Genomic DNA, 14,112 nt, shown 5'->3' on the forward strand with positions numbered 1-14,112 from the left:
TTTAAGTAGGCCTATTCACTGGCAAACGGTAAACGACCGTTAAACGCACGGCTCAAGGTACCGCCATCAACGTACTCCAGCTCGCCGCCCATAGGGACGCCATAAGCAAGCCGCGAGAGCTTGACGCCGTATTCTGATAGCAGCGACGCAATATAGTGAGCCGTCGCTTCACCCTCAATAGTCGGGTTAGTCGCCAACACCACCTCTTCAATGAGCCCTTCTGCAACGCGCGCTTCGAGCAAGTCTAAACCAATCGATTCAGGACCTACGCCATCCAGCGGCGAAAGGTGCCCATGAAGCACAAAATAGCGCCCTTTAAAGCCACCGGCTTCTTCAATAGCCAGTTGATCAGCCGGCGACTCCACCACACAGAGCAGCGTATCGTCGCGGCGCGGACTCTCGCACAGCGCGCAGATGTCGGCTTCCGTGAGCGTTCGACAGCGTTGGCAATAGCCAACTTCCTCGATCGCCTGTTGAATCACGGCCGCAAGACGCTGACCACCTGGGCGCTCGCGCTCAAGTAAGTGCATTGCCATTCGCTGAGCCGTTTTCGGCCCAACGCCTGGCAATACGCGAAAAGCCTCCATCAGCTGCTCAACGAGAGGAGAAAACCGCATTGTTTAAAACGGCATCTTAAAGCCGGGGGGAAGATTCAAACCGGCGGTCGCTTCTTCCATTTTCTCTTTAGAGCTGACTTCCAGCTTGCGTACCGCATCGTTAACCGCGGCCGCTAACAAATCTTCCAATAGCTCTTTGTCTTCTTCCATTACGCTGGGATCAATGGAGACATTGGATACGTCGTGACGACCGTTCATGGTGACCTTCACCATGCCAGCCCCCGCTTCGCCCTGTACCTCGGTTTTAGCCACTTCTTCTTGGGCGCGCTGCATTTTTTCCTGCATTTCTTGGGCTTGTTGCATCAAGTTGCCCATTCCACCTTTAACCATGGTCTGATCTCCAACGGGGTTGAATAACGTACATCCATCAAAACTGAGTATAGGAAAGTATGCGACTAACGCAGCTCATTAGCGGGTTTGACGCTGGATTCTATCAGCGTTGCCCCAAACGCCTGCTGTAACTTTTGTACATTGGGGTCATGGTTGAGTAGATCAACCGCCTGAGCATGACGCTCTTGACCGAGCCGCTCTTCACGCTGGCGCGGCGTCTCCTGGCGGTTGGGCAACTCGGCCACGTAAAATGCCACCCGACGCGGCATGCCCTGTTCCTTCAGTGCACGTTCAATACGCGTTTGGTGCACTTCTGCCTGCATGGCCGCTTGGCTTGGGTCTAAGCGCAGCGTCAGCAGCGTACCATCGTCGCTCTCTACCAAACAATTGCCCGCTAAGTTGCGCGTCAAGCCGCCCAAGCCCAGGGAGTCAAAACACTGCAACCACTGCGCATTATCAAGTGCGCCTGATGGGTTATCTGACATGTCAGCAGTCGAAACGTGCGGCTGTGGGTCTAGCGCATCGTTTCGCTCAGGAACAGTTTCAGGCGATGGCGCAGACTCAGAAGCAGGCGCTGGATCAGGTATAACTTCTGGCTCAGGAGCAGGCGCTGGTTCGGCAGCATGCTGGGACGTACCTGCCTCAGTCAGTTCTGTTTCAGTTTCAGTTTCAGTTTCAGCTTGAGCTTGTATGTCTGCTTCTGCTCCCACTGTCCAAGGCGGCGGTTCTTGGCGCGGCGATTCCTCTTCAGCGGCCGGCGCTGATGGCTGGACCGGTGGCTCAGCTTGCGATTCTAGCGGCACTTCTGACTGTCGTTCAGCCTCGGGTGGCGCGGATTCCGTCGCTGGCTCAGGGCGCAGCGGCAAGGGCGTACGCGGTGGTTTCGGCACGCCCTGGGGGCGAAATGCCAGCATACGCAGCAACGTCATTTCCAAGGCGCTGCGCAGATCAGGCGCATGCACCATGTCCCCGCGCCCCTGAATACCAATTTGGTAATAAAGCTGGATATCTTCGGCGGTAAAGCGGCTCGCCAGCTGCAGGATAATGTCACGGTCACCGTGGCTGTTTTCCACCGCATCCGGCACCATCTGCGCCACCGCCAGCCGGTGCAGCAGACCCGACAGCTCATCCAGCACCGCAGCAAAATCAGGCCCCTGCTCGGCTAACTGCGCCACTTCAGCCAACAGCCGCTGCACATCGACATCCGCCAAGGCTTCGGCCAGCGCGAGGATATGGCGATGATCCAGGGTGCCCAGCATCGCGGCAACGTCCGCATGTCGAATCACCCCCTGGCCAAAGGCAATGGCTTGGTCAGTCAGGCTCATGGCATCGCGCATTGAACCTTCGGCGGCTTTCCCGAGTAACCATAGCGCGCTTTCGTCAAACGCAACGCCCTCTTCGCCCAACACGTAGGTAAGGTGCTCAACCACGCGCTCCGGTGGCATATGCTTGAGGGTAAACTGAAGGCAGCGCGAGAGCACCGTCGGGGGTAACTTGTGCGGGTCGGTCGTCGCCAGCAGGAACTTAACGTGCGGGGGCGGCTCTTCCAGGGTTTTCAGCAGCGCATTGAAACTGCTGGTAGACAGCATGTGCACCTCATCAATTAGGTACACCTTATAGCGCCCTTGAGTAGGCGCGTATTGCACATTGTCGAGCAGCTCACGGGTATCTTCTACTTTGGTTCTTGAGGCGGCATCCACCTCAATTAAATCAACAAAGCGCCCCTCATCAATGGCTCGGCAGCTATCGCACTGACCACACGGCGTCGACGTAATACCTTCGTCTCCACGACCGTTGGCCGTGCAGTTTAAACATTTGGCAAGGATACGCGCGAGCGTGGTTTTACCCACGCCGCGCGTGCCTGTAAATAGGTAGGCATGATGCAAACGGCCTTGGTCAAGCGCGTTGACCAAGGCACGCTGAACATGGGCCTGGCCCACGAGTTCGTGGAATGTGCGAGGCCGCCACTTGCGGGCCAGAACCTGATAGCTCATGAAGCGGTACATCCTTCGGCGGGCTGACTTACCTCACGCTGCCGAGGCAGCAAGGCAAGTGCCACGATGCATGACAAAGCGTCATTCTAGCGGCTGCACTGCAGCCCGCCAACCTGCTACTAAAAGCAGAGGGTCGATAACGCTTAAGCGTTATCACCACCTTCTTCGGCCCCGGCGCGCTTAGCAGCTTCTTTCACCAGCTTTTCCAGCTCGCCGTTTTGGTGCATTTCAACCACGATGTCGCAGCCACCCACTAGTTCACCTTCAACCCACAGCTGTGGGAATGTCGGCCAGTTGGCAATCTTGGGCAGTTCCGCACGAATATCCGGGTTATCCAGGACGTTAACGAACGCAAAGCGCTCGCCGCAGCTCATTAATGCCTGCACCGTCTGGGCAGAAAAACCGCACTGGGGCAGCTGAGGTGACCCCTTCATGAAGATCAATATCGGGTTTTCACTAATTTGACGCTGAATGTTTTCGGCTGTGGTGCTCATACAATCTCCTCGCATTTAAATGGCCAATGCCCACTCACTCAGCACCTAACAGTACCTGAGTGAAGCACTCGGCTTTAACGTGTGAACATATTCTACGCATGCCGTTCGCGTTGCGCATCCCCTGCGGCATCGCTAGGATAGGGTTTTGCGCGGAGAAAAGCCCTTATGGCGACACGCCATTTCCTGACGTTGCTAGATTTGACCCCGGATGAGCTGGATTATTTGATCCAACGCGCCATTACGATCAAAATCAATCTAAAGGCCCAAGGTCCTGTTTATACACCATTACCTAACCGTACCCTGGCGATGATCTTTGAAAAATCATCCACGCGTACGCGGGTTTCGTTTGAAACGGGAATGGCACAGTTTGGCGGCCACGCACTGTTTCTTTCTCCGCGCGATACCCAGCTGGGCCGTGGCGAGCCAATTGAAGATACCGCTCGGGTACTCGCGGAAATGGTCGATGCCGTCATGATCCGCACCTTTTCCCACGCCGGGCTGGCAACCTACGCCAGCGCCAGCAGCGTACCGGTGATTAACGCCTTGAGCGATGATTATCACCCCTGCCAGTTGCTCGCCGACGTGATGACCTGGACGGAGCTGCGCGGCAGCGTCAAAGGGCGTACAGCAGTGTGGATCGGTGATGGCAATAATATGTGCCACTCCTGGATCAATGCGGCTCGCCAGTTCGATTTTCATCTGCGCATTTGCTGCCCGAAAGGCTATGAGCCCCGCGCCGACATCATGGCCGCCGCTGGCGACCACGTCACCCTGCTCCACGATCCTCAGACCGCCGTCAAAGATGCCGACTTGATCACGACGGATGTCTGGGCTTCCATGGGCCAAGAGGAAGAGCAGGCAAAACGTGAGGCTGACTTCGCTGGCTTTCAAGTCAATGAAGCGATGCTCGATCAGGCGAACCAAGACGTACTCTTCCTGCACTGCCTGCCCGCGCATCGCGGCGAAGAGATCAGCTTAACGCTGCTCGACGACCCACGCGCCGTGGTCTGGCAGGAAGCTGGCAACCGTCTGCACGCCCAAAAGGCGTTGATCGAGTTTTTACTGCTTGGCAAAGTTGCCTAATAAGCGGTTGCTGAGTAAACGTCGCTTTATAAAGCAAAAAGACGAAAAAATGCGAAGACGAAAAAAAGCCTCGTTTAAGTAACGAGGCTTTTTTAGCTAAAATCGGCTGTCTCAAATGATGGTGGAGCCTAGCGGGATCGAACCGCTGACCTCAACACTGCCAGTGTTGCGCTCTCCCAGCTGAGCTAAGGCCCCACATACCGCTCTTTAAGCAGCGAGGCGGATACTACGATGAACACTTACCGCGGTCAAGTTTTGTGCCATCACGGGTTAACTAATTATCCTTTGCCGTTTGATGTGGCACTCTATATTAGATTAGATTGATAAGATATCAGCTTATCAACCATGTAGCGCTCAAGGCCAACACCTAAGCCCACGATGTTCCCATGCAGGAGCCTGTCCCTTGATCAGTGTACTCATCGCCGATGATCATCACCTTGTAAGAACCAGCATTGCGCACCTGATTAATGAAGAGGGTGACATTAAAATTGTCGGCGAGGTTGACGACGGCGAAAGTGCGGTCACACAGTGTCGCCATTTAAAACCCGACATCGTGTTAATGGATATCCGTATGCCGGGCATCGGCGGGCTTGAAGCCACCCGCCGCATTAATCGCAGCATGAAAGACGTTAAAATCATCATCCTAACGGCGCACATGGAAGACAGCGTATTACGCCGCATGCTGGAAGCCGGTGCCTCGGGCTTTCTGAGCAAAGGCGCGGATGCGATCGAAATGACCGACGCCATCCGGCAGGTATTCCACGGCCGCCGCCACGTAAGCAAGGAAATCGCCCAACGCCTGGCCATGTCGCACTTTACCAATGAAGATAACCCGTTTAGCCACCTCTCCCACCGCGAGCTGCAGATTGCCCTTATGGTCGTCAACTGCCAGCGCGTACAAGACATCTCTGATCGCCTGCATTTAAGTCCCAAAACGGTAAATACCTACCGCTACCGACTCTTTGATAAACTAGCGGTAGCCACTGACGTTGAGCTTACCCATTTAGCGCTCCGCTATGGGCTGGTCGAGGGGTTTGACGCAAGCCAAACTTAACCCCCCTTCTTCACCTGCTGCTACCGGGCACCGACACGCTGCTATGACCTTTGATTCAAAACAGTTCTTAAGCTCAGTAAGTACCTCGCCAGGGGTTTACCGCATGCTTGATGAACACAGCAACACGCTTTATGTAGGCAAAGCCAAGCGTTTAAAAGCACGCCTGTCCAGCTATTTTCGCGGCCAGCTGAACACCAAAACCCAGGCGATGGTGTCGCGTATCGCCGACGTTCAAGTGACCGTCACGCGCACCGAAACCGAAGCACTGCTGCTCGAACAAACACTGATCAAGCAGCTGCGCCCGCCCTACAATATTTTGCTGCGCGACGATAAGTCCTACCCCTTTGTGTTTGTCACCGACCGCCACCCCTACCCGGCGCTTGAGTACAAGCGCGCCCGCCAGCGCAGTGACGACGGGCGTTATTTAGGCCCCTATCCCAGCAGCGGCGCGGTGCGGGAAAGCCTTGCGCTGATGCAAAAAATATTTCGTATCCGCAACTGCGAAGACAGCGTCTTTGCCCACCGCTCGCGCCCCTGTTTGCAGTACCAGATACAGCGCTGTAGCGCTCCCTGCGTCGACTATATCTCTGCCGAAGATTATCGGCGCGATGTTGAACACGCGGTGATGTGCCTGGAAGGCAAAAGTGAAAATGTTACCCAGGAGTTGATGGCGGCGATGGAAGCGGCCAGCCAAGCGCTCAATTTTGAGGAAGCCGCCCGCCTTCGCGACCAGGTCCAGCAACTGCGCCAGCTACAACAACGCCAGTTTGTTGACACCGGTGGCGGTGACGCCGACATTTTCGCCCTCGCCCAGCGCCCCGGCGCGCTAGGCGTTTCGGTATTAAGCGTTCGCGATGGCAGGCTGCTGGGCGCACGCCATCACACCCCGAAAAACGATTTAGACTTACCCCTCGAAACGCTGCTCACCGAGGTGGTTAGTCAATACTATTTTGGCCAGCCGCATAACGTGCCCAGCGAAGTCATCACCAGCCACCCGCTGGACGACAGCGAGCTTATCGCCGAGGCGCTGACCCAGCAGGTGGGCAAGCGCATTCGCGTCACCAGTCAGGTGCGGGGGCATCGCGCTCAGTGGCAACAGCTTGCGATCACCAACGCCGAACAGCAACTGGCCTCGCAGCTGGCCAATCAAACGCAACTTACCGAGCGCTTTACCGCGCTTCAAAAAGCGCTGGCGCTAGACGAGACGCCGCAGCGCCTTGAGTGCTTCGATATTAGCCATAGCCACGGCGAAGCCACCGTTGCCTCCTGCGTGGTGTTTGATCACCAGGGCCCGCGTAAAAGCGACTACCGGCATTTCCGCATTGAAGGCGTTGCCGCCGGCGATGATTACGCCGCCATGCAGCAAGCGCTCACACGCCGCCTCAAGCGCGTAAAAAGCGGTGAAGCAGTTGCCCCCGACATTCTGATCGTGGATGGCGGCAAAGGGCAGCTCAATATGGCCCGCGAGGTATTCAAAACGCTCGCCATCACTAACATTATTTTATTGGGCGTGGCCAAAGGCACCACGCGTAAAGCCGGGCTTGAAAGCCTGTATGTGGAAACCGCCGACAACCCGCTTGACCTGGACCCTGCATCGCCCGCCCTGCACCTGATTCAGCATATTCGCGATGAGTCGCACCGCTTCGCAATTGCCGGCCACCGCGCCCAGCGCGACAAAGCGAGGCGCACGTCTACGTTGCAGGATATTCCCGGTATCGGCCCCAAACGCCGACGCGAGTTACTGCGCTTTTTTGGCGGCCTGCAGGGGGTACAAAAGGCCAGCCGCGATGAGCTAGCACGCGTACCGGGGATTAATGCATCGTTAGCCGAAAGTATTTATCGGGCACTCAATGGATAAACACCCCCCTCGGCATGGATGCCGCCGCCCAAGGGGGATAGAATGGCGCCCAGACACTTCGAATCCTATGATTTTCCTGCAAGGATCGCCTTCCTGCGATGAATATACCCAACATACTGACATTGGCTAGAATCGCCTTTATTCCGCTGCTGGTAGTGCTATTTTACCTGCCTTTCAGCTGGAGTATGCCCATTGCGGCTGGCTTGTTTGCCCTGGCATCGATTACCGACTGGCTGGATGGCTATTTAGCACGCCGCTGGAATCAATCCACCCCGTTTGGGGCTTTTCTAGACCCGGTGGCCGATAAGCTGATGGTCGTCGTGGCGCTCGCACTGTTAATCGAGCGCTATGAAACGCTCGTACTTACCTTGCCAGCCCTGGTAATTATTGGCCGCGAAATTGTCATTTCAGCGTTACGCGAATGGATGGCAGAGATGGGCAAGCGCGGGATGGTGGCTGTTTCATGGGTAGGCAAACTAAAAACCACGCTGCAAATGGTGTCACTGCTAATATTACTGGCGATCCCCCCAATGCATGAATTTGCGCTCCTGGGCGTCGTGGTTCTGTACGCGGCCGCTATGCTAACGCTTTGGTCGATGGTTCAGTACTTGAAAGCCGCTTGGCCGCACCTCAGCCGCTCCATGTAAGCTGCTGATATATCAATTCGTAAGGAATGCCCCATTGATTGTTTGACAAGCTGACGGCTATCCGTATAATTCGCCCTCGAGTCGAGCGGGAATAGCTCAGTGGTAGAGCATCGCCTTGCCAAGGCGAGGGTCGGGAGTTCGAATCTCCTTTCCCGCTCCAACTTGGATAGTGTGGTAAAGCAGTTAGGGTCGTGAGCTGGTGCGCCAGTCCGATCGATTCTCCTTTCCCGCTCCAACGACTTTTGAGGCTGGATGGCAGAGTGGTTATGCAGCGGACTGCAACTCCGTGTACGCCGGTTCGATTCCGACTCCAGCCTCCATCTTTGTGTAGCAGTGGTGTTTAAAGCAGGTCTAAACAGCATTGCGATGTCTTTGTAATGTATTGCCCGGATGGCGAAATCGGTAGACGCAAGAGACTTAAAATCTCTCGGGGGCAACCCCGTGCCGGTTCAAGTCCGGCTCCGGGCACCATTTCAAGTTTTGTTTTTCACAGTCATCGACTGTGCGCTTTTACTCCCTCCTCTTTTTTCAAATAGCTATTTTCAGTGCATTTTCATGCGCTTTTTTTTCGTGTCTAAATATCGCTAATCGTTAATTGCCACGCTATGATGCCTGCCTTGAACAAGGAGCAGGCACTTATGAGCACGCCAACATCCGATGTCGTTATCATTGGCGGCGGCGTCGCCGGGTTAACCCTTGCCTTAGCAATAGCCGACCGTCTGTCAGTGACCCTGATTCGCCCCGCCGAAGACGATCAAGGTGCCAGCCGATGGGCACAAGGCGGCATCGCGGCAGTTCTCTCGCCGGATGATGACCTCGACGCGCACATCAACGACACCCTGATTGCCGGCGACGGCCTATGCGATGAGTCGGCCGTTCGCTTTACCGTCACTCACGGCCCCGCGGCCATTCAGTGGCTCATTGACAACGGCGTTCCCTTTACACCCGACCCTGATCCGAGCGCCCGTTACCCTTATCATTTAACCCGTGAAGGCGGCCACAATGCCCGCCGCATCATCCACGCTGACGACGCCACCGGTCGTGCCGTGGTGGATACGCTGCTGAACAAAGTGACTCAGCACGGCAATATCACCCAGCGCAACGACCTCACCGTGGTGGGTTTGTTACAAGACAACCAGGGCGGCTGCTGCGGCGCTTATGGCAGCGATCCTCACCATCAGTGGCACTCGCTTACTGCGCGCCATACCGTATTGGCGACCGGCGGCGCCAGCGGCCTTTATCGTCACACCACAACGCCCGCCCCTAGCAGCGGCGAGGGGATGATGATGGCGGCGGAGCTGGGCGCTCGGCTAATGAACTTGGAATTTCAGCAGTTTCACCCGACCTGCCTATTTGACCCTGACGGCCCGGCGTTTTTGATTAGCGAGGCTGTGCGCGGTGAAGGTGGGCACTTACTCAATGAAGCGGGCCAACGCTTTATGCCCGCGCTGGATAAGCGCGCCGAGCTTGCCCCACGCGATGTGGTGGCCCGCGCCATTGACGCGGAGATACAGCGCGGCACACAAGGCCACGTGTGGCTGGATATTCGTCATTTAGGCGACCAGACGATTCGCCATCACTTCCCCACTATTCTGGCGCACTGCGCCTCTCGGGGTATCGATATTACCCAACAGGCTATCCCCGTGGTGCCTGCCGCCCACTATAGCTGCGGTGGCGTGGCGACCGACCTGCAAGGGGCCACTGATGTAGCGCACCTCTACGCCATCGGTGAGACCGCTTGCACAGGCCTACACGGGGCCAACCGGATGGCCAGTAATTCATTGCTAGAGTGTCTGGTGTTTGCGCGTAGCTGTGCTCAGGCGTTGCTAACCCAGACGGCGCAGCAACCAGACCAATACACAACCGGCGATCGCGAGTTTCAGCCGCTGAGGCAAGCAGCGGCTGTCGCCTCACCCAGCGCGGCGCTCAGCGATATACGCCAGCGCATGCGGGCGATCATGAGTCAGCACGTCTCCATTGTGCGCAGCGACGCCGGGCTAAGCAGCGCCCTGACACAACTAAAGGGGCTTATACACACCGTGGAGGCACTAGAAGACGCTCTGAAAAGCCCGCAAGGCAAACGCTTACACCAGGCACTGCAGTTAGCGATATTGACGGTGCTCGCCGCCCAGCAGCGCCATGAATCGCGCGGGCTGCATTACACCACTGACTGGCTTCAACAGAGGCCCGACGCCGTTGCCTCGTCGCTTTCGATAGAAGCATTAGCCCCATAGGGCTAGCGCCCTGGGTGATGGAAAAGCCGACGCACTGCTCGCAAACTTTCCGCCGGGGCGCTATCCGGCCACAGCCAAACCCGCTGCTTACCCACATAAAGCCCGATTAGCCAGGGGCCTAAATAGTCACAGCGCACTTGATGCTCCTCGCTCAACGCCTCATCGAGCACAAGATCGCTTTCCTCTGCCTGCCGATCGCCCAGCAGCCAGCGGCCATGAAATAGCGGCGCCGCAGCTGTCAGATAAAGCACGCCTTTTGGTTCACGCACATAAGCGCGCCAGGCAATACCACTGCCAACCACGACGACCGTGATGAGTGCTAGACCGCCTCCCACCCAGTAGCTTAGCGTCGCTATCCCCGCCCACAAGCAACTTTGCCCTAATAACCAGTACTTAGAGGGTACGATAGGCAGAATTATCGGTGCTTTCAGCATGCTCAACAATCATTTGTACGATTCGCCGCTGGCTAGGCTCCTCGGGCCACTCACGGTGCATCAGCCAGACAAACAGGTCCTGATCCTCACCTTTAATTAATTCCTCGTAAGCCAGCTGATCTGACTCACTAAGCTGATCAAATCGCTGCTCAAGGAACGGAATTAGCAGTAAATCTAGCTCCCACATACCACGCCGGGAGTGCCAGTAAAGCCGTTTACGCAATATGGCTGCTGGGGAATTGTCATCGTTCAACGTCAGCCGCTCCGATCTAAAAAATGAAAGACCAGTATACCTAAGCTGTGGGGTCGCGCCAGCGCCCACCTTCGCCTATGCTAAAGAAGTACCTAGAACCTTGTTTTATCTGAATTGTTTTATACCGAATTGCGCAGTATGCTGAATTTAATAATAGCGAGGTCGAGAGCGTGTCACGGCCTTCAATGTTCGCAGGGAGCCAACCGATGACTAAATCTGAATTAATCGAACAAATTGCGATGCGTCAGCCGGAATTGTCCGCCAAAGATGTTGAAACGGCGGTGCGTATTATTCTGGACGATATGACCGACTCTCTCGCCAGTGGCGGTCGTGTTGAGATCCGCGGTTTTGGCAGCTTTTCGCTGCACTACCGGGAACCCCGCGTAGGGCGCAACCCTAAAACCGGCGATGCGGTTAATTTAGACGGTAAATATGTGCCGCATTTCAAACCGGGTAAAGAGCTGCGTGAGCAGGTCGACGCGAGTCGAGCACTCGGCTACTAGCGTCGGTTATTGTGCTATCCGACCTTATGCGGGATGACGTCGCCGCCCGAGTCGTACACAATAGCACTACCCCGAACGTCACAGACTAGGAAACTCTCATGCGTTGGATTAAAGGGCTGATTCTAGCCGTCATTTTGCTGGTAGTTGTACTGGTAGGCATCCTGTTTGCGGTTAATAACCAGCAAACCATTGGGTTAAATCTCATTTGGCTGGAGCTACCAGCGGTATCGCTTTCCGTTTGGCTGCTGGTGTCATTAGTGCTCGGCGTCGTGCTAGGCATGCTCGCTATGCTAGGCGTGTACGTGCGGCTAAAAGCAAAGTTGGCCAGCAGCCACCGCCATAACAAGCAGCAGCGCAAGGAGCTTGATAGCCTGCGCACCCAGGAGTTCAAGGAACTGGCGTAAATGCTAGATGCCGCGCTGCTAGGCTTACTGTTGGTCGCTATCGCCATCGGTTACGGGCTAGGTTACCGACAAGCTGGGCGCCGCCGACATCGCCCAAACTCGCTCGCGGCGTCTTCGCAGGCCTTGTCTCGCGATTACTTCGTCGGGCTGAATTACCTGCTTAACGAGCAGCCCGACGAAGCGATCAACACCTTTATCAATGTGCTTGCGGTCAATAGCGACACGGTTGACACCCACATTGCCCTCGGCAAACTGTTTCGCGCCCGTGGCGAAGCCGATAAAGCGGTTAGCATCCATCAAAATTTATTAGCCCGCCCCGCCCTATCTCAACATACCAATGAACAGATCCAGCTTGAACTTGCCCGCGACTTTATGGCGTTGGGTGTCCATGACCGCGCCCAGGGCCTGCTCACGACGCTGCTGGAGCACAGCAGTGATGAACATCATCGCTACACCGCCAAGCAGCTGCTCGTCGATTTATTAGAGCGTGAAAAAGCTTGGCAGCAGGCCCTCGACGTTATTCAACCACTGCTTAAACAACACCCCAAAATGCGGCGTCCAGCGGCCCATTGGCTATGCGAACTGGCGTTAGAGAAGATTAATGAAGGCAGCCGTGCGCTGGCCAAAAAACACCTTAAAAAAGCCCTACAGCTCGATGACAACTGCGTTCGAGCCACCTTGCTATTGGCTGAGCTAGAGGTGGACAACGGGCACTATGCCCGCGCGATTGAGCGATTGGACAACATACCGCGCCAGGAGATAACGCATGTTCCCACCATGTTGCCTGCCCTTAAGCACGCCTATTTACGCAATAACGATGAGATGGGGTTTGAGACGCACCTCTATCGACTGCTGGAGCAAACGCCTTACACCAGCACCATTATTGAACTAGGACAGCTTGTGCATCAGCGTGACGGTGTCGACAAAGCCATTGAGCTGATTGGCGATCGTTTGCGTGCCACACCCAGCCTGGGTGGGCTAGATTACTTAATCGATCTCTATATCGAAAGCCAGCGGCTTAGCGGCAAGCCTTCCCCTGACACCCGCCTACTGCTGCTCAAACATCATACCAATGCGCTGCTGCTTAATCGCCCCAGCCACCGCTGCCAGCACTGTGGCTTTACCAGCGATGCCCTACAGTGGCAGTGCCCTAGCTGCCGCTACTGGGGAACGATTAAGCCCATCATTGGGGTAGAGGGCGAATAAAACGCACCTTATCCGGCAACTAGCGTTGTGCTAGCTCTGCTTCAATCGCCTTAAGCGCGACCATAGGGTCATCCGCCTGGGTGACCGGACGACCTATTACCAGGTGGCTACTGCCCGCCTCAATGGCTTCGCTGGGACTCATCACCCGTTGTTGGTCATTAGCGGCTGCAAAGCTGGGTCGAATACCGGGGGTCACTTTTAAGAACGACTCACCGCACAGCGCTTTAAGTTGCGCTGATTCTTGGGCCGAGCAGACCACGCCGTGCAAACCACTCTGCTTGGCCAGCAGCGCTAAGCGCTCCACATGCGTGGCCAACGGCTCAGTAATGCCCACGTCGACCAAATCGTCGGTCTGCATACTGGTTAATACGGTGACAGCAATTAGATGGGTCGTTAAATCGTGTTGATCCAAACGCTGCACGGCCGCCTCCATCATTCGCCGACCGCCGCTGGCATGAATGTTGACCATCCACACACCCTGCTCGGCCGCGGCCTGCACCGCGCTGGCAACCGTATTGGGAATATCGTGGAATTTAAGATCTAAAAAGACCTCAAACCCACGCCCATGTAGCGCTTCAAGTACCGCTGGACCGCTGCGGGTAAACAGCTCTTTGCCTACTTTAACGCGGCAGTGGGCAGGATCTAACTGGTCGGCCATGCACAGCGCCGCATCTAGCGAGGGATAATCAAGGGCAATAATAATCGGTGAATCAGTGACCACAGCATCGCTCCCAATACGTTTTTGGATATTGTAACAGCCTCGCCCTAACCTCGCGCCCTAAGAGAATGCGCATGCCTCTTTGTAAGCCTTTTGCCATACATCTATAGCGAAAAACTTACAAATGCTGTCATACATATCTTACATAAACATCCTCTTAATAAAGATAGATTAATACTGTAGCGGCGTTTTCTTCCTTATCGATAGCTAACTCATCGATAAACGGAAAGCTGTAGCAAGTTCTTCCTAACGTCGCCCACACAATCAACGTAACACAATGTTA

15 protein-coding genes and 4 tRNA genes are annotated in these 14,112 nt (G+C 55.6%); 11 read left to right on the forward strand and 8 right to left on the reverse strand.

The window, feature by feature from the left end:
* Positions 1 to 11: 11 nt before the first annotated feature.
* The 4 genes from recR to grxD all read right to left on the reverse strand — a co-directional run bounded on the left by recR (position 12) and on the right by grxD (position 3,435).
* Entirely contained in the window at positions 12 to 617 is a 606-nt protein-coding gene (recR, locus tag HVA01_RS12350) for a recombination mediator RecR (RefSeq protein WP_146875719.1), read from the reverse strand.
* Positions 618 to 620: 3 nt separating this feature from the next.
* The gene (locus HVA01_RS12355; protein ID WP_146875720.1) at positions 621 to 947 is read right to left on the reverse strand and encodes a YbaB/EbfC family nucleoid-associated protein; all 327 of its coding nucleotides are present in this window, start codon (positions 945 to 947) and stop codon (positions 621 to 623) included.
* A 65-nt stretch (positions 948 to 1,012) separates the two neighbouring features.
* Positions 1,013 to 2,941: a DNA polymerase III subunit gamma/tau gene (gene dnaX / locus HVA01_RS12360; protein WP_146875721.1), complete on the reverse strand. Its 1,929-nt coding sequence runs from the start codon at positions 2,939 to 2,941 to the stop codon at positions 1,013 to 1,015.
* 143 nt (positions 2,942 to 3,084) lie between these two features.
* On the reverse strand, positions 3,085 to 3,435 hold the full coding sequence (grxD, locus tag HVA01_RS12365; protein ID WP_146875722.1) for a Grx4 family monothiol glutaredoxin: 351 nt from the start codon (positions 3,433 to 3,435) through the stop codon (positions 3,085 to 3,087).
* Positions 3,436 to 3,600: 165 nt separating this feature from the next.
* Here grxD and argF point away from each other — a divergent pair, with 165 nt between their 5' ends.
* Positions 3,601 to 4,518, forward strand: a complete 918-nt coding sequence (gene argF / locus HVA01_RS12370) for an ornithine carbamoyltransferase (protein ID WP_146875723.1) — start codon at positions 3,601 to 3,603, stop codon at positions 4,516 to 4,518.
* 119 nt (positions 4,519 to 4,637) lie between these two features.
* On the opposite strand, the gene HVA01_RS12375 is transcribed toward argF, so the two are convergent.
* Positions 4,638 to 4,713: transfer RNA gene (locus HVA01_RS12375), tRNA-Ala, on the reverse strand.
* Positions 4,714 to 4,921: 208 nt separating this feature from the next.
* Between HVA01_RS12375 and uvrY the strand changes: the two genes are divergently transcribed.
* The 7 genes from uvrY (at position 4,922) to nadB (ending at position 10,311) form a co-directional block, all read left to right on the forward strand.
* Positions 4,922 to 5,572 (forward strand): UvrY/SirA/GacA family response regulator transcription factor, encoded by a 651-nt coding sequence (uvrY, locus tag HVA01_RS12380; RefSeq protein ID WP_146875724.1) that lies wholly within the window; start codon positions 4,922 to 4,924, stop codon positions 5,570 to 5,572.
* Positions 5,573 to 5,615: 43 nt separating this feature from the next.
* Positions 5,616 to 7,430, forward strand: a complete 1,815-nt coding sequence (uvrC, locus tag HVA01_RS12385) for an excinuclease ABC subunit UvrC (protein WP_146875725.1) — start codon at positions 5,616 to 5,618, stop codon at positions 7,428 to 7,430.
* Between the two features lie 98 nt (positions 7,431 to 7,528).
* Positions 7,529 to 8,077, forward strand: coding sequence for a CDP-diacylglycerol--glycerol-3-phosphate 3-phosphatidyltransferase (gene pgsA, locus HVA01_RS12390; protein ID WP_146875726.1), 549 nt, complete (start codon positions 7,529 to 7,531; stop codon positions 8,075 to 8,077).
* Positions 8,078 to 8,162: 85 nt separating this feature from the next.
* A tRNA-Gly gene (locus tag HVA01_RS12395) sits at positions 8,163 to 8,237 on the forward strand.
* Positions 8,238 to 8,323: 86 nt separating this feature from the next.
* Positions 8,324 to 8,397: transfer RNA gene (locus HVA01_RS12400), tRNA-Cys, on the forward strand.
* Between the two features lie 64 nt (positions 8,398 to 8,461).
* A tRNA-Leu gene (locus tag HVA01_RS12405) sits at positions 8,462 to 8,548 on the forward strand.
* Positions 8,549 to 8,715: 167 nt separating this feature from the next.
* Positions 8,716 to 10,311 (forward strand): L-aspartate oxidase, encoded by a 1,596-nt coding sequence (gene nadB, locus HVA01_RS12410; protein WP_146875727.1) that lies wholly within the window; start codon positions 8,716 to 8,718, stop codon positions 10,309 to 10,311.
* A gap of 2 nt (positions 10,312 to 10,313) precedes the next feature.
* Here nadB and HVA01_RS17695 read toward each other — a convergent pair whose 3' ends face one another.
* Entirely contained in the window at positions 10,314 to 10,745 is a 432-nt protein-coding gene (locus HVA01_RS17695) for a hypothetical protein (protein WP_246129607.1), read from the reverse strand.
* Positions 10,705 to 10,998, reverse strand: a complete 294-nt coding sequence (locus HVA01_RS12420; protein WP_146875728.1) for an FAD assembly factor SdhE — start codon at positions 10,996 to 10,998, stop codon at positions 10,705 to 10,707. Before HVA01_RS12420 ends, HVA01_RS17695 begins: the two co-directional genes overlap by 41 nt.
* A gap of 206 nt (positions 10,999 to 11,204) precedes the next feature.
* On the opposite strand from HVA01_RS12420, the gene HVA01_RS12425 reads away from it, so the two are divergent.
* From HVA01_RS12425 to lapB, 3 genes are all read left to right on the forward strand, one after another.
* Positions 11,205 to 11,501, forward strand: a complete 297-nt coding sequence (locus HVA01_RS12425; RefSeq protein ID WP_146875729.1) for an integration host factor subunit beta — start codon at positions 11,205 to 11,207, stop codon at positions 11,499 to 11,501.
* A 98-nt stretch (positions 11,502 to 11,599) separates the two neighbouring features.
* Complete coding sequence (locus tag HVA01_RS12430) at positions 11,600 to 11,905, forward strand: lipopolysaccharide assembly protein LapA domain-containing protein (RefSeq protein ID WP_146875730.1); 306 nt, start codon at positions 11,600 to 11,602, stop codon at positions 11,903 to 11,905.
* Positions 11,906 to 13,111, forward strand: a complete 1,206-nt coding sequence (lapB, locus tag HVA01_RS12435; RefSeq protein ID WP_146875731.1) for a lipopolysaccharide assembly protein LapB — start codon at positions 11,906 to 11,908, stop codon at positions 13,109 to 13,111.
* 19 nt (positions 13,112 to 13,130) lie between these two features.
* Here the strand turns inward: lapB and pyrF are convergent, their stop codons facing one another.
* On the reverse strand, positions 13,131 to 13,832 hold the full coding sequence (gene pyrF / locus HVA01_RS12440) for an orotidine-5'-phosphate decarboxylase (RefSeq protein ID WP_146875732.1): 702 nt from the start codon (positions 13,830 to 13,832) through the stop codon (positions 13,131 to 13,133).
* Positions 13,833 to 14,112 lie beyond the last annotated feature (280 nt).

The sequence above is a fragment of the Halovibrio variabilis genome (assembly GCF_007991175.1).
In the GTDB taxonomy this organism is placed as follows: Bacteria; Pseudomonadota; Gammaproteobacteria; order Pseudomonadales; family Halomonadaceae; genus Vreelandella; species Vreelandella variabilis.